The sequence below is a fragment of the Pantoea sp. V106_11 genome, from assembly GCF_029967885.1.
GTDB lineage: Bacteria > Pseudomonadota > Gammaproteobacteria > Enterobacterales > Enterobacteriaceae > Pantoea > Pantoea ananatis.
This window is the reverse complement of record NZ_JASCAK010000024.1, coordinates 139,072-165,433: the sequence shown is the minus strand read 5'-3', so window position 1 is coordinate 165,433 and position 26,362 is coordinate 139,072. Positions and strand designations below refer to the sequence as shown.

Annotated in this window: 24 protein-coding genes; 7 read left to right on the top strand and 17 right to left on the bottom strand. The window is 54.7% G+C overall.

Features of this window, described 5'->3' with window-relative positions; all coding sequences use genetic code 11:
• Positions 1–34: 34 nt before the first annotated feature.
• Positions 35–970 carry an alpha/beta hydrolase gene (locus QLG08_RS08060; RefSeq protein WP_013027618.1) on the top strand — a complete coding sequence of 312 codons (936 nt, stop codon included), beginning with the start codon at positions 35–37 and terminating at the stop codon, positions 968–970.
• 106 nt (positions 971–1,076) lie between these two features.
• Here QLG08_RS08060 and QLG08_RS08055 read toward each other — a convergent pair whose 3' ends face one another.
• From QLG08_RS08055 to QLG08_RS08025, 7 genes are all read right to left on the bottom strand, one after another.
• Positions 1,077–2,156, bottom strand: coding sequence for a porin (locus QLG08_RS08055; protein WP_174261511.1), 1,080 nt, complete (start codon positions 2,154–2,156; stop codon positions 1,077–1,079).
• A 199-nt stretch (positions 2,157–2,355) separates the two neighbouring features.
• Complete coding sequence (locus tag QLG08_RS08050) at positions 2,356–3,102, bottom strand: glycerophosphodiester phosphodiesterase family protein (RefSeq protein WP_013027616.1); 747 nt, start codon at positions 3,100–3,102, stop codon at positions 2,356–2,358.
• 37 nt (positions 3,103–3,139) lie between these two features.
• The gene (locus QLG08_RS08045; RefSeq protein WP_014594836.1) at positions 3,140–4,243 is read right to left on the bottom strand and encodes an extracellular solute-binding protein; all 1,104 of its coding nucleotides are present in this window, start codon (positions 4,241–4,243) and stop codon (positions 3,140–3,142) included.
• Between the two features lie 31 nt (positions 4,244–4,274).
• The gene (locus tag QLG08_RS08040; protein ID WP_029570768.1) at positions 4,275–5,111 is read right to left on the bottom strand and encodes an ABC transporter permease; all 837 of its coding nucleotides are present in this window, start codon (positions 5,109–5,111) and stop codon (positions 4,275–4,277) included.
• A complete protein-coding gene (locus QLG08_RS08035) occupies positions 5,111–5,977 on the bottom strand; it encodes an ABC transporter permease subunit (protein ID WP_014594834.1) in 867 nt (288 codons plus the stop codon). Before QLG08_RS08035 ends, QLG08_RS08040 begins: the two co-directional genes overlap by 1 nt.
• Positions 5,974–7,074, bottom strand: a complete 1,101-nt coding sequence (locus tag QLG08_RS08030) for an ABC transporter ATP-binding protein (protein WP_029569251.1) — start codon at positions 7,072–7,074, stop codon at positions 5,974–5,976. Before QLG08_RS08030 ends, QLG08_RS08035 begins: the two co-directional genes overlap by 4 nt.
• A gap of 292 nt (positions 7,075–7,366) precedes the next feature.
• Positions 7,367–8,140, bottom strand: a complete 774-nt coding sequence (locus QLG08_RS08025) for an inositol monophosphatase family protein (RefSeq protein WP_014604802.1) — start codon at positions 8,138–8,140, stop codon at positions 7,367–7,369.
• A gap of 299 nt (positions 8,141–8,439) precedes the next feature.
• On the opposite strand from QLG08_RS08025, the gene QLG08_RS08020 reads away from it, so the two are divergent.
• On the top strand, positions 8,440–9,570 hold the full coding sequence (locus tag QLG08_RS08020; RefSeq protein WP_014604803.1) for an ROK family transcriptional regulator: 1,131 nt from the start codon (positions 8,440–8,442) through the stop codon (positions 9,568–9,570).
• Positions 9,571–9,629: 59 nt separating this feature from the next.
• On the opposite strand, the gene gorA is transcribed toward QLG08_RS08020, so the two are convergent.
• Positions 9,630–10,982: a glutathione-disulfide reductase gene (gene gorA / locus QLG08_RS08015; protein ID WP_282472881.1), complete on the bottom strand. Its 1,353-nt coding sequence runs from the start codon at positions 10,980–10,982 to the stop codon at positions 9,630–9,632.
• Positions 10,983–11,106: 124 nt separating this feature from the next.
• Here gorA and rnz point away from each other — a divergent pair, with 124 nt between their 5' ends.
• Positions 11,107–12,018: a ribonuclease Z gene (rnz, locus tag QLG08_RS08010; RefSeq protein WP_022622538.1), complete on the top strand. Its 912-nt coding sequence runs from the start codon at positions 11,107–11,109 to the stop codon at positions 12,016–12,018.
• A 3-nt stretch (positions 12,019–12,021) separates the two neighbouring features.
• Here rnz and QLG08_RS08005 read toward each other — a convergent pair whose 3' ends face one another.
• Positions 12,022–12,837 (bottom strand): CPBP family intramembrane glutamic endopeptidase, encoded by an 816-nt coding sequence (locus QLG08_RS08005; RefSeq protein ID WP_105077635.1) that lies wholly within the window; start codon positions 12,835–12,837, stop codon positions 12,022–12,024.
• Positions 12,838–12,898: 61 nt separating this feature from the next.
• Positions 12,899–13,741 carry a 23S rRNA (adenine(2030)-N(6))-methyltransferase RlmJ gene (locus QLG08_RS08000; RefSeq protein WP_013027606.1) on the bottom strand — a complete coding sequence of 281 codons (843 nt, stop codon included), beginning with the start codon at positions 13,739–13,741 and terminating at the stop codon, positions 12,899–12,901.
• Between the two features lie 371 nt (positions 13,742–14,112).
• Between QLG08_RS08000 and prlC the strand changes: the two genes are divergently transcribed.
• Positions 14,113–16,155 carry an oligopeptidase A gene (gene prlC, locus QLG08_RS07995; protein WP_029569250.1) on the top strand — a complete coding sequence of 681 codons (2,043 nt, stop codon included), beginning with the start codon at positions 14,113–14,115 and terminating at the stop codon, positions 16,153–16,155.
• A 7-nt stretch (positions 16,156–16,162) separates the two neighbouring features.
• Positions 16,163–16,912 (top strand): 16S rRNA (guanine(1516)-N(2))-methyltransferase RsmJ, encoded by a 750-nt coding sequence (rsmJ, locus tag QLG08_RS07990; RefSeq protein ID WP_014604807.1) that lies wholly within the window; start codon positions 16,163–16,165, stop codon positions 16,910–16,912.
• A 53-nt stretch (positions 16,913–16,965) separates the two neighbouring features.
• On the opposite strand, the gene uspA is transcribed toward rsmJ, so the two are convergent.
• Positions 16,966–17,403, bottom strand: coding sequence for a universal stress protein UspA (gene uspA, locus QLG08_RS07985; RefSeq protein WP_014604808.1), 438 nt, complete (start codon positions 17,401–17,403; stop codon positions 16,966–16,968).
• Between the two features lie 423 nt (positions 17,404–17,826).
• Here uspA and uspB point away from each other — a divergent pair, with 423 nt between their 5' ends.
• On the top strand, positions 17,827–18,162 hold the full coding sequence (gene uspB / locus QLG08_RS07980; RefSeq protein WP_014604809.1) for a universal stress protein UspB: 336 nt from the start codon (positions 17,827–17,829) through the stop codon (positions 18,160–18,162).
• Between the two features lie 36 nt (positions 18,163–18,198).
• Here uspB and pitA read toward each other — a convergent pair whose 3' ends face one another.
• Positions 18,199–19,701, bottom strand: a complete 1,503-nt coding sequence (gene pitA, locus QLG08_RS07975; RefSeq protein ID WP_128574381.1) for an inorganic phosphate transporter PitA — start codon at positions 19,699–19,701, stop codon at positions 18,199–18,201.
• A 242-nt stretch (positions 19,702–19,943) separates the two neighbouring features.
• Here pitA and QLG08_RS07970 point away from each other — a divergent pair, with 242 nt between their 5' ends.
• Positions 19,944–21,128, top strand: a complete 1,185-nt coding sequence (locus QLG08_RS07970; protein WP_282472880.1) for an NAD(P)/FAD-dependent oxidoreductase — start codon at positions 19,944–19,946, stop codon at positions 21,126–21,128.
• A 21-nt stretch (positions 21,129–21,149) separates the two neighbouring features.
• Here the strand turns inward: QLG08_RS07970 and QLG08_RS07965 are convergent, their stop codons facing one another.
• The 5 genes from QLG08_RS07965 to QLG08_RS07945 all read right to left on the bottom strand — a co-directional run bounded on the left by QLG08_RS07965 (position 21,150) and on the right by QLG08_RS07945 (position 26,316).
• The gene (locus tag QLG08_RS07965; protein WP_042678016.1) at positions 21,150–22,400 is read right to left on the bottom strand and encodes a D-amino acid dehydrogenase; all 1,251 of its coding nucleotides are present in this window, start codon (positions 22,398–22,400) and stop codon (positions 21,150–21,152) included.
• Positions 22,401–22,473: 73 nt separating this feature from the next.
• A complete protein-coding gene (locus tag QLG08_RS07960) occupies positions 22,474–23,424 on the bottom strand; it encodes an oligopeptide/dipeptide ABC transporter ATP-binding protein (RefSeq protein ID WP_042678017.1) in 951 nt (316 codons plus the stop codon).
• Positions 23,417–24,403 (bottom strand): ABC transporter ATP-binding protein, encoded by a 987-nt coding sequence (locus tag QLG08_RS07955; protein WP_013027597.1) that lies wholly within the window; start codon positions 24,401–24,403, stop codon positions 23,417–23,419. Before QLG08_RS07955 ends, QLG08_RS07960 begins: the two co-directional genes overlap by 8 nt.
• Positions 24,403–25,296 (bottom strand): D,D-dipeptide ABC transporter permease, encoded by an 894-nt coding sequence (gene ddpC / locus QLG08_RS07950; RefSeq protein ID WP_014594822.1) that lies wholly within the window; start codon positions 25,294–25,296, stop codon positions 24,403–24,405. Before ddpC ends, QLG08_RS07955 begins: the two co-directional genes overlap by 1 nt.
• A gap of 3 nt (positions 25,297–25,299) precedes the next feature.
• Entirely contained in the window at positions 25,300–26,316 is a 1,017-nt protein-coding gene (locus QLG08_RS07945) for an ABC transporter permease (protein ID WP_026021054.1), read from the bottom strand.
• Between the last annotated feature and the right edge of the window lie 46 nt (positions 26,317–26,362).

Below are 26,362 nucleotides of genomic sequence, written 5' to 3'. Positions count from 1 at the left end.
GGCTGACCTTTATGGCATTGATTTAACAGGCATCATGATTACGCGTCGACGCTTTATTTTCGGCACAGGAGCGCTTGCGCTTTCACTGGCTACCAGCAAACTGTTTGCCCGCGATGATATTATTCCTCTCTGGCCGGACGAACCGCCCGGCGGCGGTGGGCCGTCTGGAACATTGCGCGTGGACGCCTGGGGTTCGTGGTCGAATATTGTCAGCCCGGCGATTCAACGCTTCAGGCCAGAAAATCCCAATGGCGAAGCGGTGCTGATTGCGGCCGGGGGAGGCTACCGGTGGATTGGTATGGGACGCGAAGCCTGGCCCGTCGCGCACTGGTTAAATGCTAACGGTTATACCGCCTATGTGCTCAGCTACCGCTTACCGCGCGAGAAATGGCAGGCTGGCAACCTCGCGCCCTTACAGGATGCACAGCGCGCGCTGCGCCTGATACGTTCGTTTGAACGAAAAGTGCATGTCCTGGGGTTTTCGGCTGGGGGGCATTTACTGGGCATGGCGGCGGCGCGCCCGGAATTTCAGTCATATCCGCCGGTGGACAGGCTGGATCAGGAAGTCCCTAAAGCCGACAGTGTTGGGCTGATTTACCCGGTGATTACGCTTGAAGCGCCCTATCAGCATACCAACACGCACCTGATGATGGTAGGCAATGACGCCAGTCCGCAAGAAGAAGCCAGCTGGTCAGTACAAAACTATGTGACGAATCTCTATCCGCCCACGTTCCTGGCTCAGGCCGGAGACGATCACACCTCAAAACCCTTTAACACCCAGCTCATGCGTGACACCTGTCGCCGCAACCGCGTACCGGTGCAGCTGATTCAGCTGTCCAGCGGGGGGCATGGTTTTGGACTCGGCAAAGCGGGTACACCTGCCGCGCTGTGGGATCAGGCCTATGTTAAATGGCTGGAAAACCTCAGTCAGGGCGCATTGGCGGTCAGGCACGCCTCCGTTCTGTCCTGACTGACGCTTCCTGCGGCAGGCGTAAAAAAAGCCGGCATTTGCCGGCCTCGCTAAATGAGCGATGATCAGGATTGAAGCAACACAGGACGAAGCAGCAACAGGCGGATCAGAATTGATAGGTCAGGCCCATACCGATACTGTTTTTCGTCGTAATGCCGGTGGCGCGCGTAAAATCGTTTTCCTTCAGTAAGTTAATGCGGTAGTCCACGTAGGTCAGCATGTTCTTGTTGAAATAGTAATAGGTGCCCACCGCAATATATTTCTGCATCGTCTGGCTGCCCCCGGCAAAATTCCCAGCGCCCTGCAGGTTTTCGCCACGCTGCGTGACAAAACCGACAGAAGGGCGCAAACCGTTCAGGAACTGGTACTGTGCAATCGCCTCAAAGTTATGGGTTTTGTCGGCGACCTGTGCCAGCTGTCCATAAGGCGTAACGTCATTGGCTTCGCCATACATGGCGGCCAGATAGATCTGGTTGGCGTCATATTTTGCAGAGGTTACCCAGGCGGTGGCATCGTCTCCCTGACCGTCAGCTTGCTGAGTCAGTGTCCGTTTTGCTTTCATCCCTGCTGCCGCAATGCTCAGCCCATCGGTAATGCTGTAAGTCAGGCCAGCACCGTAACCATCTCCGTTAGCCAGTTTGGCGGTTGAGCGGTCATTTTTCCCTTGATACTGCAGGGTTAACTTTAACCCGCCCCAGTCCGGAGAGTGCCAGGTCGCGAGGCCGGTTGAGCGTTTTGACAGGAAGTTATCGTTGGTGGTCATGGTGCCGGAACCGTAGATCGGTGCCATATCCGTATAGGCAGAGGCAACATACAGTACCCCAAAGCTACGGCCATAATCGAACGAGCCGAAGTCGGCGAGTTTCAGACCGGCAAACCCTAAGCGTGTGGCATTACCCGTTTGCGCATCGCTACCGCCTTCACTGTGATTCAGCTGGAAATTATATTCCCATTGACCATAACCGGTAAGCTTATCATTAATTTGCGTCTCACCTTTAAAACCCAGGCGCGCATAAGAGTTGTCGCCATCTTCTGCAATATTATCTGAGAAAACATGGCGCGCATCGACTTTACCGTACAGGTCGAGCTTATTTCCACTTTTATTATAAATCTCGGCGGAGCATGCAGAAAATGAGACCAGAAAACACATTGCATACGGCGCGACTTTTTTTATTTTATTGTGCATATCATCTACCCTTATCAGTTAACTGAAGCATGAGGATGTTACCGCTCAGGGCGGTATTTATTTCAATATCACTTTCGTCTTATTTAATGACTAAATAATAAAATGGGTATAGCGACCATAAAATTTATGGCCATTTTTTATAATGGCTTTCCCTGGTGTTATTGCATTCAGGCAGAGAAGATCCTGATGAACTTTTTATTCAAAATGCCAAGTCGGGTATATCGCTTAATACCGTTTGTGCGCCCGCATCAATATATTTTCGGGCAAGCACCGGGTCGTTGATCGTGGCAATCGCGAATTCAATACCTGAACGGGCCAGGCGCGTCAGGTCTTCGTCCGTTGCGAAGTCACCCAGGAAATGCAGGATCTGGCAACCTGTTCTGGCGAGGAGCGCCGCCGGGTCTTTTGGCGGGACGCAAACTGCCAGCCCACGCGGTACGTCAGGCATCAGCCTGGCGGCAACCTGCAGCGAAATCTCAGAGAAGCTGCTGATAAATAACTTCTTCTCGCTCGCTGGCCACAACGACTTCAACTGAGCGATCGCAATCTCCGCCGTTTCCACTTCCTGCCCGGAGGTGGGTTTGATTTCCAGTTGCAGCCCGACGCCTTTATCCAGTACAAAGCCCACAGTTTCAGCCAGCGTAGGCACTTTCACGCCTTTAAAGAGGTGGCCGTAACACACGCCAGCCTCCAGCGACCGGATCTCATCCAGGGTTAAATTTGCCACATAGCCTTTGCCATTCGTTGTCCGGTCTACGGAATCGTCATGAATAATGACCGGGTGCATATCTTTGGTGAGTTTGACATCCACCTCTATCCACGTCGCTCCGCGTTCAACCGCCGCCTGAAACGAAGGCAGCGTGTTTTCCGGTGCCAGCAGCGGTGCTCCCCGATGGGCAATCAGGCGGGCGTTCACTACGCGTGCAGGGTGTTTTTTGGTCGACATTCTTGGCTTTACCTTCTGTTAGGGTTTTATCGCAGGTCTACTTAAGCAAAACCTGGTTAGAGAATTCGGTCCTGACTTCATCACCCAGCGGTTTAGGCATGAACTGAGTGCCATGAACGCGCTCTTTGCTATTGATCAGCCCGGCATCACGATTCACTTCTTTGTTTTGAGGCGTAATGCCATAAACCTGCTGGAACAGCCGTTGGGTGGTAGGCAGGGTCAACCAGTGGATAAACAGCAACGCTGCCGCTTTGTGGGGCGCGTTTTTAGGTATCGCCACCATATTTCCGCCGCCGGGCATGCCGAAATCGGGGATATACAGCCGGATAGTTTTCGGGACCTCACCGTGGTTTTCTAATCCCACCAGGTAATCTTCCCAGGCGGGGACCAGCAGGAACTCACCGCTGACCAGTCGGGTGACGCTGTCGGCGTTGGAGGCCGTAATGATGTAGTTGGGGCGCTGCTGTTTGAACCAGTTCCAGGCGGGCTGCAGAGCCGTCAGGCTTTTTACATCTGCGTCGCCTTTGGTGAAATCAAAACCCGGTACCAGCGTGCGCGTCACCGATTCAATAAAGGCCGGGCCGGAACCGCCGTTTTCAACGTTGAAGCCAAATTCCTGAGGATGACTTTGCAGGAAGGACGTAATCTGCGGCAGGGTTCGTGGCAACTCACTTTCTTTCAGGCGGCGCGAATCGTAGGCCAGACCGGTCTGGTTGCCCCAAAATGCCACGCCATAGCCTTTACTGTCCGTTCCCTCAATGGTGTAGTTCAGGGTTTTGCCTTCCGGCAGCAGTGTATTAAGCGGGCCAAAAAACGTTTGCTGAGGCGATACGGTACCGAATGCGCCCCCACCAATCGAAAACACATCAATATCGCCCGTTTCCCGTCCCCGGTCAGCCATGAGTTTATTAATGTTGCCCTGTAATGTGCCTTCAGACAGGGTAACGTTAATACCGTACTGTTTTTCAAACAGGCTGACCTGCTCTTTTAAACGGTCCTGGTAATACCATTGATACCAGGTTAATTTCCCTTCTTTTTTCGCCTGTTCGACAATCTGTTCCCAGTTCATCGAGGTTAAATCCTGAGCCTGGCTACAGAAAGCCCCGGCCAGCAATAATATTGCAGCAACGAGTCTGAACATATTTTTCCCCAATAACGCGTGTTAAAGACTGTCAGCCTTTTCCTGCAAAGGAGGCGACAGGATTTTTTGTCAGTAATTTTTCTGCAATCAACATCAACATGACATTTGGCACAACCAGCATTAAAGAAATAACCGCCGCGTTGGGTCGAATAAAGTTATAACCCAGATAAGAATACAGAATGGTAGGGACGGTAATAAAATCGGGTGAGCCAACAATGAAACTTATGGCGAACTCTTCTATTGATAACGTAAAGACAATAATTAATGCGGCAAATATTCCCGGTCTGATGGTGGGCAGGCAGGCCACTAAAAAACGGTTGATCACCGAAGCGCCCATATCTCGTGCTGCATCGAGCGTGTCCTGGCGTATCTGCGAAAATGACAGGGTCAGAATGCGCACGGCATAAGGCATCAAGATAATAATATGCCCCAGCAAAATGCCACCAAACCGGCTGTGAATGCCCGCCACGTTGAGCAACATGGAAAAAAACAGCGCGACGACAAAGCCCGGAACGATAAGCGGCAGTAAGATCGCATTCTGTAAAAGGTGTTTGCCCGTAAACGACATTCTGCCAAACGCCCACGCGGCAGGCAGAGACAACATCAGCGTGCAGACGGAGACGGTTGCCGCCAGTAAATAGCTGTTCCTGAGCGCCTGGGGTAACGCGGTCGTCGTCCATACCTCCACCCAGCGTCCCAGTGAGAGAACCGGCGGCAGGGCATCTGGCCATGCCCAAGGATGGGTTTTATCGACCAGTGACCACAGGACGGTCAACATAAAGGGAATAACCAGCCACAGCATAAACAGGGCGGTGATAAGGATCATCATGACGATTCGCAGCGGGGATAACGTCTCTCTGGCTTTCATTATCTCTGTTCTCCGGCTTGTTGTAACCACTTCGCCAGGGTGGCAAGCACCACTGCACCGATAAAAGCCGCCAGCATCAAAATTACCGCGACAACGGCCGCAAGATTCCAGCCCTGCGCGCTGATTTCAGGGAAGCGCAGCATGTATTGCGAAAGAGAGAACACGCTGGTTGGCCCCGCAACGACCTGAAATGAAAAGTCTCCCAAGGCGCCGATGAAGATCAGCACCAGCGATACCTGAACGGACTTGATAGATAAGGGCAGGATGATCTGTAACAACCGGGCAGTCTTGCCGGCGCCTAAATCCCGCGCGGCATTAAAAATTTCGTCACCAATCGCGCGCAGGCTGCCGGTAATGATAAGCAGCGCATAGGGAAGCTGTTTCCAGACCTGCAAAATAATCACGCCAATTCCCCAGCGGTCATTCTGCATTCTGATGGGGTGCGAGATGATCCCCAGCTTGAGCAAGCCCAGGTTAATAAAGCCCTGCCAGGAAATCAGGTTGATAAACAGCAGCGCAGCCACCAGTCCGTGTACCATCAGCGGGGCTTTGAGTAAGCCGCCCATCAGCATCGAGCCGGGAAACGGCTTTCTCAGCCACAGTGCCAGCGGAAGCGCCAGGGCAACGGACAGCACCGCACTGAGCACGCCGATTCTGAGCGAATAACCTGTCGCGCGCCACAGCTGGCTGTCATTCAGAATGGTTTGCCAGTACTGAAGCGTGAAGTGCGCCGGTGCGCCAAAATTAAACAGGCCAACGGATTGCGCCAACGCCATGATCACAATCAGCACCAGAGTGATGATGACCGGCGCGACCGCAGGCAGGACCAGCAACCAACAGAGCCTGTTCCGGTTGCGCGTTTTCATGAATAGCTTTCCCGTAAAAAGCGGATCTTGTCTGGCGCAATAGAGAAATTAACGTTGTCACCTTCGCGGATGTGGTTTTTACCGACCAACTGGATACACCACTGATATTCCGTTTCTTCATGGCCCAGCGGATGAACCTGGAGTTCAGAAAGGTTGCCCAGAAAACTCACCGCACCGATCTCGAAGGCCAGCGTGTTTTTCCCGGCACTGTGTTCGCTGAGTAAGGCATCCTCAGGGCGCCAGAAGGTATAGACCTTGTCCGAGACGGGCGGCACATGGCTATGGATCTCCATTTCGCCCAGTGCGCACGCAATGCGATAAATACCGGTGCTGCTGTCGCTATTCACTACGCGGGCTTTCATGACGTTAGCCTGACCGACGAAACCGGCGACAAAGCGGTTTACCGGGGAATAATAGATCTCATCCGGCGTACCGGTTTGCTCAATTTTTCCGGCATTCATGACCACTACAATGTCGGACATCGACAAGGCTTCTGCACGGTCGTGGGTAACATAAATGGCGGTAAACCCATGGGAGCGCTGAAGCTGTCTGATCTCCAGTCGTACCTTGTCGCGTAATTTGGCATCCAGATTTGACAGCGGCTCATCAAACAACACGATTTCCGGACGCACGGCCAGCGCTCTGGCAAGCGCCACGCGCTGCTGCTGACCGCCGGATAACTGTGCTGGCAGTTTAGGCAAATGCGCATTCAGCGATACCTGAGCGGCGGTCTGCGCGACGCGATCGTGAATGTCCGTTTTCGCCATCTTCATTTGCTTGAGGCCAAACCCGATATTTTCAGCAACGGAAAGGTGAGGAAAAAGCGCATAGGACTGAAAGCACATCGCCGTGTCGCGATGTTCAGGTTTTACATGATGCATGTCCTGCTGGTGGATCAGTACTTCGCCACTATCAAGACTGTAAAAGCCGGCAATAACTTTAAGCAGCGTGGTTTTGCCACAGCCAGATGGGCCAAGCAGGGAAACAAATTGTCCTTTTTTGGCCTGCAGTGAAATGCCGTTCAGCGCGACAAAATCGTCGAACGTCAGCATGGCATTGTGTATTTCTAGCGTGTTCACGTTGGGCTGCTCCGTCATATAATGCCAGGGACTTCTTAATTAATGCGAGACGCATAATAATTTGCTGTAGTGAATTTAAGCAATTTCAGACAGGTTAAGAATTTATTAATTTTTTAAAACCTATATATAACAGTTAAATGAAGGGTTACTTTGAAATCGTACGTTTAACGCGCTAACTATTTTAATGCGTTGTGATTAATATTTGAGGCGAAGAACAAGGTCGTTGTATCAGCAAGCGCACAGAGGGCAGGACAGCGTGGGAACGCTGTCCTGAAATGCAGTGATGAGGTAAGCCGGGGGCAATGCGTGGTCAGGCGGGAGTAAAACGAGGGTGAGGGATAAACTGGGCGGAAAGGCGGTTCATTTCAGCCGTACCGACACTAACATGTGTACTGCTTTTTTCCTGTGTGCCGGCAAGATGCGCATCCAGTCCGGCCGCTTTACAGAGTGCATAACCCGCAGAAACGTCCCACATGCTGCTAAAACATTCCTGATAACCGTCAACGTAACCCAGCACGCTAAAGGTTAAGCCTACGGTGGCACAGCGATAGCGCACCACATTCCAGCCGTCGTCCCGATAGGCCTTTTCAATACAGAGCTGATGGGTGAAATCCCATGATGGACTGTCGCCAATCGCCACGGTTTTCAGCGCCTCGGTGACCACTGGCCGTTCAAAGGGTTCACCATTCAGATAAACCCCTGTCTCTTTGCCGCCGCTCACCATGAGGTTTAATACCGGATGGACGATCACGCCCATAACCGGCTCGCCATTGTGCACATAGCCAACAGAAATCCCCCACAATGACGAGCCGCGCAGGAAGTTACTCGTACCATCGATAGGATCAACAGACCAGTAGCTGGCGCTGAGCTCACCGCCATGCTCTTCCCCAACAACAGAATCCTGTGGGAAATGGTGTTCCAGGCGCTGCCGAATCAGATTTTCCACTTCCCGATCGGCTTCACTGAAGACATCCTGCGGCCTTTTTTCGCAGATCGCTAATTCACTCAGCTGTCTGAAATAGTCAAGAGCCAAAAGTGAAGCCTCTTGTGCGATGCGTTCAGCAACCTTTAAGCGCGTTTCCATTGTTTACCTGATGTATAAGAAGAAGCATGTGAATGAAGACAGAACCCTACGCAAATGAAAGTGCCCATCCGGACATAAGGCTCGCTTTTAATATAATGCTCATTGCATGATATTAGAGTGTCTCTCCGTTATGTTTCACTATTATGATGCTTTTATGATCGGGAAAAACCGGGCCGGAGAAGCTGAAAAGCAGCACATTTTATTAAAACGTAAAGGCAGGGGCCTTTACTATTCGTCCTGCATAAAAGCATGCTAGGGTATTAACAGAACCCATTATTAAATACGGTGAGGACAACGCTGTGGTTCATGGATATTCCGCTGGTCATGAAGTCGAACTTAATCGCAGTGAAAAACTCATTCTTGAGCTTGTCCGCCGCAACGATGGCATTTCCCGCTCCTCGCTGGTTTCGCAAACCATTCTGAATCAGTCATCTGTTCACCGCATTGTTGATACGCTGACCGAAAACGGCTTTCTCAGCCTGGGGGAATCACCGTCCCAGGGAAGAGGCAAGCCCAGCCCATCGTTATCACTGAATGCGAATGCGCGTTATGGTTACGGCATCTCTATTAACTCAGACAGCGTTGCCGCCAGCCTGATTAATTTCCGGGGCGGTATTACAGAATACTGCGTACTGGATACGCATCCGCGCGATCCTGCCCGTACCTTACTCAATATCAAACATCACTATCTGGATACCTTGAAACAATACGGTATTTCGCCGGACAAAGTCTGTGGTGTGGGATACAGCATGGCGGGCTTTCTTTATGAATCACGAAAGTATTTCAATCCGCCTGAACCTTTAAAAAACTGGATGGGCATCGATCTGCGCCGTGAAATTACCATGTTATTTGATCGACCAGTATGGATTGAAAATAACGCCACAACGGCGGCGCACGCTGAAGCCTTTTTAGGCGCCGGGCTGAAATACGATACCTTTGGCTATCTCTCTTTTAATTATGGTTTTGGCGGTGGCATCGTGATTAACGGTAAACCGTTCCAGGGTGCGTTTGGAAATGCGGGGGAGATCAGCCGTATTTTTACGCCGGAAGAGGGCAAGCTGCGCCCGGCCCTGGGGATCTTGATCGATCGCTTACGTAACGGTGGTATTGAAATTAAAGATATTCGCGATCTCAATCATAAATTCGATCCGGCCTGGCCGATTGCGCAACAGTGGGTAGAAGACGTCACGCCAAACCTGCATCGGGCAATGGATGCCATGAATGCGGTGATCGATCCCGGAGCCATCATATTAGGGGGCGAGATTCCCCGTAAGCTGGGCGAAATGTTTTTAGCCATGCCGCGCATCAGTTCGGGTAAACGCTGGAATATTTCTGCGGAATATCCGGATATTCTGCTGAGCGAGATCGAAGGGGACAGTTCGGCGCTGGGGGCGGCGTTGACGCCGCTGCGGGAGACCTATTTTAATTGAGGCTGCTGCCCGCAGACCACAGGGTCAGCGGGCAGCGCTACGTTATGCGCGTAAGCGGATTAACGCATCGTCACAAACTCTTCTGCCGCCGTCGGGTGAATCGCCACGGTGTTATCAAAGTCTTTCTTGGTCGCGCCCATTTTCAACGCCACCGCAAAGCCCTGCAGCATCTCGTCCATTCCGCCGCCGATGCCGTGAATACCCACAATCTTCTCCTCCGGGCCGACGCAGACTAACTTCATGCGGCACGGCTGGCGATGTTGGGTCACCGCGGTATACATTGCGGTAAAGGACGATTTGTAGACTTTTACCTGGTCATTACCGTACTGCTCGCGCGCCTGCGGTTCCGTCAGGCCCACGGTGCCGATCGGCGGATGGCTGAACACCACGGTAGGAATATTGCTGTAATCCAGGTGCTCATCGGGTTTGTTATTAAACAGCCGCTCAGACAGGCGACGACCTGCCGCCACCGCTACCGGCGTCAGCTCAACGGCGCCGGTATTATCACCAACGGCATAAACGCCTGGCACGTTGGTATTCTGGAATTTATCGACCTTGATATAGCCTTTTTCATCCAGCGCAACGCCCGCCGCCTCGATATTCAGGCTGTCGGTTTCCGGCACCCGGCCAATCGCCCAGACCAGGCAATCCACGGTGTATTCACTGCCGTTTTCCAACTGCAGCGTCAGGCTACCATCGGCATTTTTCACGACGGCTTTTGGTGTCGCCTCGGTATGCAGCGTTGGGCCTTCCGCATTCATGACCTCAACCAGCGTATCGGTAATCAGCGGATCAAAGCTGCGCAGCGGGGCATGTTTACGAACGAATAAATGGGTTTCCGAGCCCAGCGCATTGACCACGCCTGCCAGCTCAACCGCGATATAACCGGCACCGATCACCGCGGTCCGTTTTGGCAGCGCGCCCAGTTCAAAGAAGCCGTCTGAATCAATTCCGTATTCCGCTCCGGGGATAGAGGGATGGCTCGGACGTCCCCCGGTGGCGATCAAAATATGGTCGGCCGTAATGGTTTCGCCATTGACTTCAACGGTATGCGCATCAATAAAACGGGCAAAGCCGGTGATGACATCGACCTTATTTTTCCCCAGAACATTGTCGTATGATTGGTGAATACGGTCGATGTAGGCGCTGCGGTTTTTGACCAGCGTGCCCCAGTCGAAGCGGTTTACCGTAGTATCAAAACCATAATCAGGCCCGTAAAGATGAATGGCCTCGGCGATTTGCGCGGCATGCCACATGACTTTTTTCGGCACACAGCCTACGTTGACGCAGGTTCCGCCCAGCGCTTTGGCTTCTATCAAGGCACACTTCTGGCCATAGCTTGCTGCACGGTTAATCGAAGCAATACCGCCGCTGCCGCCGCCGATGGCGAGATAGTCATAATGTCGGGTCATTGAAGTATCATCCGGTTACATGGAAATTGATATAGAGTGTAACGCCGCAGGGCACGGTGTCGCAAAAATTGCGCCTATGATTGTAACAGGCCATATTTTCCCACTACTTACAGAGAAGCATAGCATGCACCTGACTTTTCTTGGCACGGGCGGTGGCGCGCCCAGCTTGCAGCGTAACGTCACCGCCATTGCCTTCACCCGGGCAAGCAGTGGCGACACCTGGCTGTTTGACTGTGGTGAAGGCACTCAGCTTCAGTTTATGCGATCCGATCTTAAACCCGGCAAGCTCGATAAAATCTTTATTACCCATTTGCACGGTGACCATATTTTTGGCCTGCCGGGCCTGCTCACCAGCCGTTCAATGGCCGGTCTGACCACGCCGATGACGGTTTACGGCCCAAAAGGACTGAAAGCCTTTGTCGATAGCGCACTTTCCCTGTCCAGCTCGTACACCGACTATCCGCTTGAGGTGATCGAGATTGCGGCGGGCGAGGTGCTGGATGATGGCGAGTTTCGTGTCACGGCCTGGCCGATGAATCACACTATTGACTGCTTTGGCTATCGTATTGAACAGCGAGACAAGCCCGGCTTTCTGGATGCCGCACGTCTCAAAGCGGAAGGTGTGCCCCGTGGCCCTTGGTATCAACAGCTGAAGCAGGGAGAAAGTATCACGCTGGAAGATGGACGCACCATTGATGGCGCGGCGTATTTGGGGCCGTCCACTAAAGGAAAAACCCTGGCGATTTTTGGCGATACGGCGCCCACCGAGGTGGCGTTACAGCTGGCGGCCAATGTGGATGTGATGGTGCACGAAACCACGCTGGAGGATGCGCTGGCGGAAAAAGCCAACGGGCGCGGTCACTCAACTACCGTGCAGGCCGCTACAGTAGCAAAGCAGGCCGGTGCAAAACGGATGATCGCCACGCATTTTAGCTCACGCTATCTCGCCAGAGACATGACGCGTTTGCTGGCAGAGTGCCAGGCCATTTTCCCCGAAACCGAGATGGCGTATGACCTGGCCGTCTTTACGCTGTAACGACTAATGCATCAGTGCCGGGTAGGTAAACAACAACAGATGAACCATGTTGAGTGCAAAATGGCAGGCTGTTGCCAGCCAAAGCCGGCCGCTCCAGTGCCAGACCAGGCCATAAATGAGCCCGGCCAGCCCGGCAAATATCATCAGCAGTACGCCGCCGGACGCATGCGCCAGGCCAAACAGCAAGGCGGTGGCCACCAGGGCGATTGTCCCGCCCCATCTCTGGCGCAGCCGCTGCTGTAGATAGCCACGAAAAAATGCTTCTTCTGCCAACGAGACAAAAAACAGGTTGGCCAGTGCGAACGCGCCCAGCCAGTCAGGCAGGTGTGGCTCAAACGCCAGGCCACCCAGCCCTACCGCGCTGACTAACAGCAGCGGAATCGCCGCCACGGGTACCAGCCATAACAGAGGCGTGCGCGGTGGGTGCGCCTCAGCTTTGAACAGCGTCGGCATACAGGCCAGCAACAGGAAGGGGATCAGGGCTTTGTCAAAATTAAATGAAAAAGAGAAGGGCAGGCTGCGTGCGCCTACCTGAACGGCATTGATTTGACGCGGATTGTTAAAGCCGGGAATAAGATGCAGCAGCAGCGCAGCGGCCATCACGACCAGGAGCACCTCGCTTATGCCCTGCCACACGCGACTGCGGCGATCGTAAATACGAAACGCGACCAGCGCTGCCACCGCAGCAAAAACGAGGGTAACGGGCCAGTCCAGCACGTTCTGGTACACACCCAGAGCCGTTGCCAGTGCCAGCAGTAACAGAGAGAGGCGTTTCGCCGGTTGCAGAGCCGCCAGGGCGCCTGCCAGAATAATCCACATAAAAATGACCTGCGATATCACGCCGCCGTAACTGAACCGGCGACGCTAAACGGGAAAGGCGTTATTCAGGAACGATCTGGTTTACGCTGAAATGACCTGTACCTGCCGGTACCAGTTTCTGGTGTAACCACGGCAGCAGCGTATTCATCTGATCGGCCAGCTTCCAGGGGGGATTGATCACAATCATGCCGGAGGCGGTCATCCCGCGCTGATCGCTGTCAGGACGCACGGCCAGTTCAATTTGCAGGATATTTCGAATGCCGGTCGCCTGCAGATCGCGCAGCATATGCTTGATTTGCTGACGCATGACAACCGGATACCACAGGGCATAAACGCCGGTGCCAAAGCGCTTGTGGCCTTCCTGAATGCCTTTGACGACCGCCTGGTAATCACTCTTCATTTCATAAGGCGGATCGATCAGCACCAGCCCACGGCGTGAAAGCGGGGGCAGCTTTGATTTTAACTGCTGATAGCCATCGGCCTTTTCAACGCGCGCGCGGCTGTCTTTACTGAACTCAGTGCGCAGCATGGGAAAATCGCTGGAATGCAGCTCGGTCAGTTGAATCTTATCTTCCGGGCGGAGCAAGTGGCGGGCGATCAGTGGGGAGCCTGGATAGTAACGCAGCGTTCCACTGCGGTTCAGGGCATGAATCGCATCAAAATAGGGTTGCAGCAGTGCGGGCGCATCCGGCTGCTGCCAGATGCGTCCAATGCCTTCCAGATATTCGCCGGTACGCTCTGCATGCTCGCCGCTCAGTTGATAACGTCCTGCGCCTGCATGTGTATCAAGATAGAAAAACGGTTTTTCTTTCTCTTTCAGGGCGGTGATGATGAGGCTTTGTACGGTGTGCTTAAGCACATCGGCATGGTTGCCGGCGTGAAAACTGTGGCGATAACTCAGCATAAAAAAGGGGATTTCCGCGGTTGAAGCTAAAAATAGTGATATTGGCCCGATTATACCGACAGACGGGAATAATTGCTGGCATTTCGCGCATCCGTCGCCCGCGAGGCCGGTTTTCCCTGTTCAGACCGCTTTACACTTTGCATAGCAATCTGCCACAGGCTGTTAACCTCCGTTACGTATTCAGCGACAGGAAAGTGATAGCCTGTTTTGGCGTCAGCTATGATTGATCTCATTGTCAGAAGGATCACTATTCGCACCATTGTTGAAATCACCGCCGGTCGCGCCATTGATTTTCGTGATATCCGACCGCATGTTAATTAAATTGCGTCGCGCGAGCCGTCGCGCCCCACACATTGTTAAAGGACTGCGCTATGACCAATCCGTTACTCACCTCGTTCACACTTCCCCCGTTTTCAGCGATTAAGCCTGAACATGTGGTGCCCGCCGTAACCGACGTTTTGAATGAATGCCGCGCAATGGTGGAAAAAGTGGTGGCGCAAGGCGCACCTTACACCTGGGATAACCTGGTTCAGCCGCTGGCAGAAACCGATGACCGCCTGAGCCGTATCTTTTCACCGGTCAGCCATCTGAACTCTGTTAAAAACAGTCCGGAACTGCGCGAAGCCTACGAACAAACGCTGCCGCTGCTGTCTGAGTACAGCACCTGGGTGGGCCAACATGAAGGGCTTTATCAGGCCTACCGCGATCTGAAAGAAGGCAGTCATTATGCTTCGCTGGATCAGGCAAAGCAGAAAGCGGTCGATAACGCACTGCGTGATTTTGAGCTTTCCGGTATCGGTCTGGAAAAAGACAAGCAGCAGCGTTACGGCGAAATTGCCGCGCGTCTTTCCGAGCTGGGTTCGGCCTACAGTAACAACGTGCTTGATGCCACAATGGGCTGGAGCAAGCTGATTACGGACGAAAGCGAGCTGGCGGGCATGCCGGAAAGCGCGCTGGCCGCAGCGAAAGCCCAGGCGGAAGCCAAAGGGCAGGAAGGCTGGTTACTGACGCTGGATATCCCCAGCTATCTGCCGGTCATGACCTATTGCGATAATGCCGCGCTGCGCGAAGAGATGTACCGCGCCTATTCGACCCGCGCCTCCGATCAAGGCCCTAACGCGGGTAAATGGGATAACGGTCCGATTATGGCGGAAGAGCTGGCGCTGCGGCACGAGCTGGCGCAGCTGCTGGGCTTCGACTCCTTCGCGGATAAATCCCTGGCCACCAAGATGGCACAGAGCCCGGCACAGGTGATCGATTTCCTGAACGATCTGGCCGATCGCGCCCGTCCACAGGGTGAGAAAGAGCTGGCGCAGCTGCGCGCTTTTGCGCAGAAAGCGTTTGGCGTAGAAACCATGAACCCATGGGATCTCAGCTACTACGGCGAAAAGCAGAAGCAGCATCTTTATACCATCAGCGATGAACAGCTGCGCCCTTACTTCCCGGAGTCGCGTGCAGTGTCCGGCCTGTTTGAAGTGGTGAAGCGCATTTACGGTATTACCGCGAAAGAGCGCACTGACGTCGATGTTTACCATCCGGATGTCCGCTTCTTTGATCTGTTCGATGAAAGCGGCGAGCTGCGCGGCAGTTTCTATCTCGATCTCTATGCTCGCGAACACAAACGCGGCGGCGCATGGATGGACGACTGCGTGGGCCAAATGCGTAAAGCGGACGGGAGCCTGCAAAAACCGGTGGCTTACCTGACCTGTAACTTCAACCGTCCGGTAAGCGGCAAGCCTGCGCTGTTTACGCATGACGAAGTGATTACCCTGTTCCACGAGTTCGGTCACGGCCTGCACCATATGCTGACGCGCATTGAGGCAGCGGGCGTGTCCGGCATTAATGGCGTGCCATGGGACGCCGTGGAACTGCCTAGCCAGTTCATGGAGAACTGGTGCTGGGAGCCGGAAGCACTGGCGTTTATTTCGGGGCACTACGAAACCGGTGAGCCACTGCCTAAAGAACTGTTGGATAAAATGCTGGCGGCGAAAAACTACCAGGCGGCGCTGTTTATCCTGCGTCAGCTTGAGTTCGGCCTGTTCGACTTCCGCCTGCATACCGAATTCAATCCGGAAAAAGGTGCACAGATTCTCGAAACCCTGCGCGAAGTGAAAAGCAAAGTCGCCGTGGTCCCCAGCCCGGAGTGGGGACGTTTCCCTCATGCCTTCAGCCATATCTTTGCGGGTGGCTATGCAGCGGGCTATTACAGCTATCTGTGGGCTGATGTGCTGGCAGCAGATGCCTATTCGCGCTTTGAAGAAGAGGGGATTTTCAACCGGGAAACCGGGCAGTCCTTCCTCGACAATATTCTGACGCGCGGCGGGTCAGAAGAACCGATGGAGCTGTTTAAACGCTTCCGCGGCCGTGAACCACAGCTGGATGCCATGCTGGAACACTACGGTATTCAGGGATAAGCCGTACGTGAAAATCTGTTTGCTTGATGAGACAGGCGCCGGTGACGGCGCCTTACCTGTTTTAGCCGCACGCTGGCAACTGACGCACTGTGATGACGCCGCGCTGGCGCTGGTGAAGACCGCCACACATCTTGAACTGCGCAAACGGGATGAGCCCAAACTGGGGGGCATCTTTGTGGATTTCGCCTCCGGTGCCCTGGCACATCGACGTCGTTTTGGCGGTGGCCGCGGTGAAGCCGTCGCGAAAGCGGTGGGGATAAAAGGGACCTACCTGCCCGATGTGGTGGACGCCACCGCCGGATTAGGACGGGATGCCTTTGTGCTGGCCGCGCTGGGCTGTCGGGTTCGCATGCTGGAGCGCCATCCGGTGGTGGCCGCACTGCTGGAGGACGGGCTGACGCGTGGCTATGAAGATGCAGAAATTGGCGGCTGGCTTCGCGAACGCCTGACGCTGATTCATGCTTCCAGCATTCAGGCTCTGACCGATATTACCCCGCAGCCGGACGTGGTGTATCTCGATCCTATGTATCCCCATCGGCAAAAAAGCGCCATGGTAAAAAAAGAGATGCGGGTCTTTCAGTCGCTGGTGGGGGCGGATGAAGATGCCGACGCACTGCTGGCACCGGCTCGCCGTCTGGCAAAGAAACGTATTGTGGTGAAGCGTCCCGACTACGCGCCACCGCTGGCCGGTGTTGCCACGCAGTCTGCGGTGGTCACCAAAAGCCACCGCTTCGATATCTATCCGCCTCTGTCTTAATCGTGGTTTTAAGCCGGTCGGCACCTCAGTCGCACCGGCTTAACGCTCGCGAATTATTCATCCTCTTCGTCACGCAGCGGCACAATCAGCATGTCGATGTGCACGGTATTGATCAACTGGCGGGCAGACGACATCAGCTTGCTCCAGAAGTCCTGATGATGACCGCACACCACCATGTCCACATCGTATTTCTTAATCGCATCCACCAGCACCTGCCCCAGGTCGCCACTGCCGCTCAGGGTTTCGGTGATAGGGTAGCCCGCGGCATCGGACAGGCTTTTTAGCGCCAGATGCGTTTCCTCAGAAATACGCTTTTGCATATCTCCCAGGTTGACATCAATCAGGCCGGTGTAGAGATCCGAGTAATTAACATCGACATGAATCAGCGAGATTTTTGCGTCGTAAGGGCGCGCGAGTGAGACAGCTTTATCCACTAACAACTGGCTTTCTGGCGAAAGATCGACTGCAATCAGGATATGTTTATAAGCCATGATATTACTCCTTCCACGAGATTCAGAATGGCAGCGGTTTCCAGACGCGTCACAGTTGCGAAATCCATTGCGCGAACGGGCGATGAGCGCCACCGAGATGATTAATGTACAGCACAGGCGATGATGTTGTTATACCTGAAAGTATAGCCCTGTGTGTTAACAAATGCTTCTGAAGCCGCCTGGGTTGTGAATAAGATCAATGATGAACGATTTTTACTCGTATAAAACGAAAATCCTCGCTGGTAAAAAATTGAACATTTCTCCTAAACTGGAAAAAGCAGCCTGCGTCACACGGTTGCTACTTTTCTGATGATTCAAAATAAAACTACAAATCGCTTTACGGGGTTGTTGGCTAATTCTGCAGGGACTGTTCAACAGGGTGCGCGCTCAGCACCCTGCTGCGGTGCCGGTAAGGAGGATGACATGATCAGCACTATCGCGCTTTTTTGGGCTCTTTGTGTGGTATGTATTGTGAATATGGCGCGCTATTTCTCATCGCTGCGTGCGCTGTTGGTGGTTCTGCGTGGCTGTGATCCGCTGCTCTATCAGTATGTTGATGGCGCGGGGTTTTTCACATCCCATGGTCAGCCCGGCAAGCAGGTGCGGCTGGTGCGTTACATCTGGGCAAGGCGCTATCTTGATCATCATGACGACGAATTCATTCGCCGGTGTGAGCGGGTGAGAGGTCTGTTTATCTTAACCAGTTCACTGTGTGGATTGGTGATTATCAGCCTGATTGCGCTGGCCATCTGGCATTAAAAAGGGCGACCGAAGTCGCCCTGGTATGCCGCCGAATCAGATGAGTTTCAGCGCTATCCAGTAGAGCGAACCCGATAACAAAATACAGACCGGCAGGGTAAATACCCACGCCATGGCGATGTTTTTGATGGTTTTGCTCTGCAAGCCGCCGCCGTCAACCAGCATGGTGCCGGCAACGGAAGAAGAGAGGATATGCGTGGTGGAGACCGGCATGCCGGTGTAGCTGGCGATGCCTATCGACACGGCTGCCGTCACCTGCGCAGACATGCCCTGCGCATAGGTCATGCCCTTCTTACCAATTTTCTCACCGATGGTGGTGGCCACGCGACGCCAGCCGATCATGGTGCCGACGCCTAATGCCAGCGCAACCGCCATGATGATCCATACCGGCGCGTACTCAATGGTGTTCAACAGATCGCCTTTGAGCTTGCCCAGGAAACGTTTATCGTCTGGAGAGGTTTCCGGCAGCTTCGCCGCTTTATCGGCGGTGTCGGAAATACACAGCAGCAGGCGACGCATCTGACTACGCTGCTCGACGGACAGATCGCTGTAGCTTTGCAGGTTGTTCAGCAGCAACTGAGCACGTTGCACGGCCTGCAGCGCACGTGCACTGTCGCAATGAAACTCTGTCGATGATACCGGCGCCACTTCTTCCGGCGTAGGCAGCTTAGGCGGCGCCATCTCGATGATGTGGTTCAGTGAGGCCTGGTGCTGTTGATAATACTGCTCAAGATGATTGACCGCGTCCCGTGTACGCGTAATGTCGTAACCCGATGCGTTCATATTCACCACGAAGCCGGCTGGCGCAACGCCTATCAGAACCAGCATGATCAGGCCAATGCCTTTCTGCCCGTCGTTCGCACCGTGTGAATAACTGACACCAATGGCGGAGATAATCAGTGCCGTGCGCGTCCAGAAAGGCGGTTTTTTCTTGCCATCAATCTTCTCGCGATCGGCGGGCGTCATATGAATACGCGCACGCTTTTTGGTGTTACTCCAGTAACGGCGGAGAAGAAAAATTAGGCTGCCCGCAATCACCAGTCCGACAATAGGGGAAAGAATCAGAGACAGGAAAATATTCAGCACTTTCGGGATGTTAAGCGCATCAACGACCGATGTGCCGCTCATCAACGCGTTCGTCAGGCCAATGCCGATAATCGCGCCGATTAAGGTATGGGAACTGGACGCGGGCAGGCCCAAATACCAGGTACCCAGGTTCCAGATAATCGCCGCCAGCAGCATGGAAAAGACCATGGCGAGACCGTGGGCCGATCCGACATTCAGCAGCAGATCGGTAGGCAGCATATGCACGATAGCGTAAGCCACGCTTAATCCGCCGAGCAATACACCAAAGAAGTTGAAGACGCCTGCCATTAAAACGGCAAGCTGCGCCCGCATGGCACGGGTATAGATGACCGTCGCAACCGCGTTGGCCGTATCATGAAAGCCGTTAATTGCTTCGTAAAACAATACAAACAGCAGAGCAAGTATCAGTAACAGGCCGGTGCTAAGATCTAGACCAGCAAACAGATGTAGCATAGACGTTACGCCATTTTTGGAGGACATGAACGCGGCGCATTATCCGCGACAACATGCTGTCTGGGAAAGGAAAATATAGTCATGATTTGGACTAAAAGTGTCAATTAACCCGGTGAACAGATACAAAAGCTATAAAAATTAGCTGGTTACATTGTGACATATTTACGGCAAAATTTTGACACTGGCATCCACAGGAGCAGATCACTACAATCTGCCCCTCTCTTACCTGGTGGGCAAAAGCAGTGGAACAGTTTGACGTTATCGTAATTGGGGCAGGCGCTGCCGGGCTTTTTTGTGCTGCGCAGGCCGGACAGCGTGGTCGCCGCGTATTACTGCTGGATAACGGCAAGAAGCCGGGACGCAAGATTTTGATGTCGGGCGGTGGGCGCTGCAATTTCACCAATCTCTACACTGAACCGGCCGCCTACCTGTCGAATAATCCCCACTTTTGTAAGTCGGCCCTCGCGCGCTATACCCAATGGGATTTTATCGATCTGGTGAATCGCCACGGTATCGCCTGGCATGAGAAAACCCTGGGGCAGCTGTTTTGCGATGATTCTGCCCAGCAGGTGGTCGATTTATTAATGGCCGAATGTGACAAAGGTGGCGTCACCGTTCGGCTGCGCAGCGAAATACTGAGCGTAATCCGGGATGATGCGGGCTACAGCCTGCAGCTCAACGGCAGCGCGGTTCAGGCTGAGAAGCTGGTCATTGCCAGTGGCGGCCTTTCCATGCCGGGCCTGGGCGCATCACCGTTTGGCTATAAAATTGCTGAGCAGTTTGGGCTGAAGGTGCTGCCCACGCGCGCGGCACTGGTGCCCTTTACCTTACATAAACCACTCCTGGAACAGTTGCAGATGCTGTCAGGCGTTGCGCTGGATACGACCATTGCGGCAAAGGACGGCACCCTGTTCAAAGAGGCGATGTTGTTCACCCACCGCGGCCTGTCCGGCCCGGCAGTGTTGCAGATTTCCAGCTACTGGCAGCCGGGCGAATACCTCACTGTGGACCTCTCTCCGGCCACCCGTCTTGAGGATTTCCTGACGATTCAACGTGAGGCGCATCCGAATCTGAGCCTGAAAAACAGCCTGGCGAAAATTCTGCCCAAGCGCCTGGTGGAGGTCCTACAGGATATGAACGTCGTGCCGGATGTGACGCTGAAGCAACTTAACCGCAAGCAGCAAACAGAGCTGGTGCAGACGCTGCACGGCTGGCAGGTTCAGCCTAACGGCACCGAAGGTTATCGCACCGCCGAAGTGACCCTCGGTGGCGTTGATACTACTCAACTGTCATCGAAGACAATGGAAGCGCGGGACGTACCGGGGCTGTATTTTATCGGTGAGGTGGTGGACGTGACCGGCTGGCTCGGCGGCTATAATTTCCAGTGGGCCTGGAGTTCGGCCTGGGCCTGTGCCCAGGCGCTGTAAGGTCGCCATCTCGCCCTGCACTCAGGCATAACGCGAAACCGCATAGTCCGCATGGGCAATCTCGGGCGGTTTGCCTGAAATCACATCACTCAACAGCTGGCCGGAGCCGCAGGCCATCGTCCAGCCCAGCGTACCGTGGCCGGTATTCAGCCACAGGTTGCTGAAATGTGTATGGCCGACGATGGGCGTGCCATCAGGCGTCATGGGACGTAACCCGGTCCAGAAGGTTGCCTGCTCAACGCGACCGCCACGGGGATAAAGGTCGTTCACTACCATCTCAAGTGTTTGCCGTCTGGCAGGCAGCAGGGTGTTGCTGTATCCCACAATTTCCGCCATACCGCCCACGCGAATGCGATCATCAAAGCGCGTAATGGCAATTTTGTAGGTTTCATCCAGCACCGTGGACACCGGCGCGGCGGACGCATCGGCAATGGGGATCGTCAGCGAGTAGCCTTTGAGTGGGTAAACCGGAACAGACATGAGTGGCCGGAGTAATGGCGTGGAGTATGAACCCAGCGCCATGACGTATCCGTCCGCCGTCAGCGTTTCGCTACCAAAGGTCATACCGCTGATCCTGTCTCCCTGTGTCAGCAGCGCATCCACGGTGGTGTTAAAGCGAAAGTCGACGCCCGCCTCGCGCGCCATTGCCGCAAGCCGCTGGGTAAATAACTGGCAATCGCCGGTTTCGTCATTAGGCAGTCGCAGCCCGCCGGTCAGCTTATGCTTAACCGCCGCCAGCGCCGGTTCAACCTCGGCCAGTTGTGAGGCTTCCAGCAGTTGATAAGGAACGCCGGCGTCCTGCAACACGGCGATGTCGCGTGCCGCATTGTCAAACTGCTGAGCGGTGCGAAACAGCTGCAGCGTGCCGCCCTGACGCCCTTCATATTCAATGCCCGTGCTGGCCCGCAGTGCTCTGATGCAGTCCCGGCTGTACTCTGCCAGCCTGACCATTCTGGCCTTATTTTCGGCGTAACTCTGCGGATTGCAGTTTTTCAGCATTTGCATCATCCAGGCAAGCTGAAAACGTGAGCCATCCGGGCGCACGGAAAGGGGAGCATGACGCTGTACCATCCATTTCACCGCCTTTAAGGGAACGCCCGGCGCGGCCCAGGGCGCGGCATAGCCTGGGGAAATTTGCCCGGCATTGGCCGCGCTGGTGCCTAATGCCGGACCGGCTTCTTTATCAATCACGGTCACCTGATGTCCGGCCTGCTGCAGATACCAGGCGGTTGTTACGCCCACGACACCACTGCCGAGTACAATAATTTTCATGTTGATCGTTATCCTGCATGCGTTATCGCTCAATGGCGCAGGCGTTGCCTGGGCCATCTGTTCTCGTTGTGGCTTATGCCTGAACCCGGTTTTGTGCCTGCCAGCATCGCACCGCGCTGCCCTTTTCCTGCGACAGGAGTAACTGAGGCGCCTCGCAGCCGCTGGTGGCTTGCGGACAGCGATCGCGGAAATAGCATCCCGTTGGCAGGTGGCGGTTACCCGGTAGCTCGGTGTTCACAGGCGCGCCATCCAGCACTGCGCCGATGCGCGGCACGGACGCCATCAGTAGCTGGGTATAAGGATGTTGCGGGGCGTCCAGGACGCGCTGTGTTTCACCCAGCTCCACAATTTGTCCCAGATACATGACTGCAACGCGATCGCTCATATGGCGCACGACCGACACGTTGTGCGATATCAGGATATAGGTCAGGTTTTGCTGTTTTTGCAGTTCTACCAGCAGATTCAGAATCTGCGCCTGAACAGAAATATCCAGTGCCGAGGTCGGTTCATCCAGCACGATAATATCGGGCTGCGATGACAGGGCCCGGGCAATCGCGATGCGCTGACGCTGGCCGCCGGAAAACGCATGCGGCGGACGGTCCAGATATTCGGGGCGAATACCGACCTGGTGAGCCAGTGATTCCGCCAACGCGCGCCGCGCTTTTTCTGAAGCACGCGACTGAATCCACACCGGCTCGGTGATAATGCGCCAGACGGGCAGGCGGGGGTCGAGTGAAGAGAGCGGATCCTGAAACACCATTTGCATGCGACGTCCCCGGTTATCGGCAGGCGCTGTTGCCAGTTCGAGCTGGCCTGAGGTTGGGCAGAGCATGCCCATCAACAGTTTCGCCAGGGTGCTTTTTCCACAGCCGGATTCGCCAACAATCCCCAGCGTTTCTCCCTGCCTGACCTCCATATCCAGGCCATTCAGCGCATGGACCTGTTCCGTGACTTTGCCGCGCCAGTTCTTTTTGGCCGGGAAGGTGACATGTACGTTTTGCAGCGTAAGCAGAGCGTCAGACATGCTGCGCCTCCTGTTGTGGATACCAGCAGGCAACCTGCTGCGCGGCGTTGTCGGTAGTATGCAAGCGCGGCGTGGTGGTGCAGCGTTCTCCTGCCGCAAAACAGCGATCGCGAAAGGCACAGCCTGCGGGTAAACAGGCCAGATTAGGCACGGTGCCGGAAATGGATGCCAGCGGAGCACGCGGTTCAATCGCGTCAGGCGAGCAGGCCAGCAGACCAATGGAATAGGGATGGCGTGGTGAACGCAGCACGGTTTCAGTGACGCCGCTTTCAATGACGGACCCGGCATACATAACGTAGATCCGATCGCACAGCTGTGAAACCACAGCCATATCGTGACTGATAAACAGCACGGCGGTGCCGGTCGCTTCGGCTTTTTGTTTCAACAGGCGCAGTACCTGCCGCTGAACGGTAACATCCAGTGCGGTCGTGGGTTCATCCGCAATCAGCAGGTCTGGCTCACAGGAAAAGGCCAGGGCAATCATGACGCGCTGACGCATTCCGCCTGACAGTTCAAAGGGATAGCGCTCCATAACGTTCTTCGCATCCGCAATTTGCATATCGCCCAGCAGCGTAAGCGCCCGGGCTTTTGCCTCACGGACAGACAGAGGACGATGCTGTCTGATCACATCGACCATCTGTTTGCCAATGCGGCGGGTCGGATTCAGCGCGGTCATGGGCTCCTGAAAAATCATGGCAACACGATTGCCGCGCATTTTGCGCATGTCCACTTCACTGGCGGCGAGAACATCCTGACCCGCCAGCTCCAGCCTGCCGCCTTTGATGTGATAGCTGTGTTCCGGAATGAGCCGCATCGCCAGCATGGCGGTGACGGATTTCCCCGAACCTGATTCGCCGACAACGCCCACAATCTCGCCGCGATTGATGTGCATTGATACGCTATTCAGTACGTTCACCTCTCCCTGATAAACCGGGAAGCTGAGACGTAAATCCTCGATCGTCAGAATTCTTTCTTGCATCAGTTACGTCCTCCCGCTTTGGGGTCCAGCAGGTCCTGGATGCCATCGCCAAACAGATTGAATCCCACCGCTGTGATCAAAATCGCGGCCCCGGGAAAGGTGCAGTACCACCACTGGTCAAGAACATAGTTACGTCCGTTAGCCACCATTGCGCCCCATTCCGCCGTCGGTTGCTGAGCGCCCAGCCCGATAAAACCCAACGTGGCCGCCATCAAAATGGCGCTGCCAATATCCAGGGAGGCCTGCACCACCAAGGGCGGCAGAGCATTGCGCAGGATATGCCAGCTAATCAGGTGCCAGCGCGAAGCACCGAACGTTTTTGCCGCTTCAACAAAGGTATGCTGTTTGACGATTAACGTCTGACCGCGCGCCAGCCGGACATAAAAAGGGATGCGCACAATGGCGATAGCCAGCATGGCGTTGAACAGGCTCGGCCCCAGCGCGGCAGCCAGCGCCATGGTCAGCACCAGAGAAGGAATAGACAGCATGATGTCCATCAGGCGCATAATTATTGCATCGCTGCGGCCACCTAATACGCCGGACAGACAGCCCAGTAACGAGCCGCTTATGCCAGCCAGCAGCACGACCGCCAGCCCTGCTGCGACCGACTGCTGGCTCCCCACCAGGACACGGCTGAACAGATCCCGGCCCACCTCATCAGTCCCGAACCAGTGCGCGGCACTGGGTGGCTGGAGGCGATCGGTCAGGCTAATGGCGTTGGGATCGTGCGGCACAATCCACGGTGAAAACACCATTAATCCCAGCATCAGCGTGATGATGGCGGCACCCAACAGGGTCAGAGGGCTTTTACTTAGCATCCACAGGCGGCGTTTCCAGGCGAACAGGCTGGGTTTTGCCTGACGCACGGCGGGCTGCTCTTGCGTTATCATCATGTTCTACGCTCCCCGACCCATTCGCGGGTCAATCCACAGATAAAGAAGATCCACGAACAGGTTTACCAGCACGTAAGCAAAGGAAACCACGATGGCGAAGCCCATCACCGCCGGGAAATCAAGCGCCTGAATAGAAGACACCACATACGCGCCCATACCTGGCCAGGCAAACACGGTTTCGGTTAATACTGCACCATACAGCAGGTCGCCTAATGCCAGCCCCAGTACGGTTACGGAGGGAATCAGGGCATTGGGCAGGGCATAGCGCACGACGATAGTCCATTTCGGCAGCCCGCTGGCCAGCGCGGTACGAATATAGTCTTCGCTCAACTGCTCCAGCATGGCCGAGCGAATCTGGCGCGCTACAATGCCAAGGTGAACAAAGGCCAGGGTGGTGGCAGGCAGGATCAGATGCTGAAGCGCATTAAAGAAGACTTCGATGTTGCCTTCCAGCAGGGCATCGATCAGATAGAAGCCGGTAACGCGCGTAGGGGGATCGAGCCAGTCATCCAGCCGTCCGCCGCCGGGCAGCAGGTTTAACTTGCCATAGAATAGCACGATCGCCCCCAGGCCCAGCCAGAAGGCCGGTGTGGAAATCCCGGTCAGCGCCAGCAGACGAACCAGATGATCGAGCCAGCGGTTACGATACACCGCAGAGAGCACGCCCAGCGGCACGCCAACGAGCAGGGCGATGGTCAGCGCACAAAAGGCCAGTTCCAGAGTCGCGGGAAAAAACGCCCGCAGATCGTCCAGGACCGGGCGACCTGTCCGGATAGAGGTGCCCAGGTCGCCATGTAACAGCTGCTCCACATAACGGATAAATTGTTGCCATAACGGTAAATCCAGCCCCAACTGCTGACGGATGTGCTGGACGATTTCATCACTGGCGCGGTCGCCCGCCAGCAGCCTGGCAGGATCCCCGGGAATAAGATGCGAAATAATAAATGTAATGACGCAGACGCCGGCGACCACCAACAGCAGTCCCCAGCTACGCTGTCTTAATAAACTCCAGTAACTCATCATGTCTTCCTCAGCAGGGCCAGGCAGGCCCTGCATGAACGGGCGT

Coding starts and splice junctions, on each gene's coding strand:
- QLG08_RS08060 (WP_013027618.1), top strand. CDS start 35: ATGATTACGCGTCGACGCTTTATTTTCGGCACAGGAGCGCTTGCGCTT.
- QLG08_RS08055 (WP_174261511.1), bottom strand. CDS start 2,156: ATGCACAATAAAATAAAAAAAGTCGCGCCGTATGCAATGTGTTTTCTG.
- QLG08_RS08050 (WP_013027616.1), bottom strand. CDS start 3,102: ATGTCGACCAAAAAACACCCTGCACGCGTAGTGAACGCCCGCCTGATT.
- QLG08_RS08045 (WP_014594836.1), bottom strand. CDS start 4,243: ATGTTCAGACTCGTTGCTGCAATATTATTGCTGGCCGGGGCTTTCTGT.
- QLG08_RS08040 (WP_029570768.1), bottom strand. CDS start 5,111: ATGAAAGCCAGAGAGACGTTATCCCCGCTGCGAATCGTCATGATGATC.
- QLG08_RS08035 (WP_014594834.1), bottom strand. CDS start 5,977: ATGAAAACGCGCAACCGGAACAGGCTCTGTTGGTTGCTGGTCCTGCCT.
- QLG08_RS08030 (WP_029569251.1), bottom strand. CDS start 7,074: ATGACGGAGCAGCCCAACGTGAACACGCTAGAAATACACAATGCCATG.
- QLG08_RS08025 (WP_014604802.1), bottom strand. CDS start 8,140: ATGGAAACGCGCTTAAAGGTTGCTGAACGCATCGCACAAGAGGCTTCA.
- gorA (WP_282472881.1), bottom strand. CDS start 10,982: ATGACCCGACATTATGACTATCTCGCCATCGGCGGCGGCAGCGGCGGT.
- rnz (WP_022622538.1), top strand. CDS start 11,107: ATGCACCTGACTTTTCTTGGCACGGGCGGTGGCGCGCCCAGCTTGCAG.
- QLG08_RS08005 (WP_105077635.1), bottom strand. CDS start 12,837: ATGTGGATTATTCTGGCAGGCGCCCTGGCGGCTCTGCAACCGGCGAAA.
- QLG08_RS08000 (WP_013027606.1), bottom strand. CDS start 13,741: ATGCTGAGTTATCGCCACAGTTTTCACGCCGGCAACCATGCCGATGTG.
- prlC (WP_029569250.1), top strand. CDS start 14,113: ATGACCAATCCGTTACTCACCTCGTTCACACTTCCCCCGTTTTCAGCG.
- uspA (WP_014604808.1), bottom strand. CDS start 17,403: ATGGCTTATAAACATATCCTGATTGCAGTCGATCTTTCGCCAGAAAGC.
- uspB (WP_014604809.1), top strand. CDS start 17,827: ATGATCAGCACTATCGCGCTTTTTTGGGCTCTTTGTGTGGTATGTATT.
- pitA (WP_128574381.1), bottom strand. CDS start 19,701: ATGCTACATCTGTTTGCTGGTCTAGATCTTAGCACCGGCCTGTTACTG.
- QLG08_RS07965 (WP_042678016.1), bottom strand. CDS start 22,400: ATGAAAATTATTGTACTCGGCAGTGGTGTCGTGGGCGTAACAACCGCC.
- QLG08_RS07960 (WP_042678017.1), bottom strand. CDS start 23,424: ATGTCTGACGCTCTGCTTACGCTGCAAAACGTACATGTCACCTTCCCG.
- QLG08_RS07955 (WP_013027597.1), bottom strand. CDS start 24,403: ATGCAAGAAAGAATTCTGACGATCGAGGATTTACGTCTCAGCTTCCCG.
- ddpC (WP_014594822.1), bottom strand. CDS start 25,296: ATGATGATAACGCAAGAGCAGCCCGCCGTGCGTCAGGCAAAACCCAGC.
- QLG08_RS07945 (WP_026021054.1), bottom strand. CDS start 26,316: ATGAGTTACTGGAGTTTATTAAGACAGCGTAGCTGGGGACTGCTGTTG.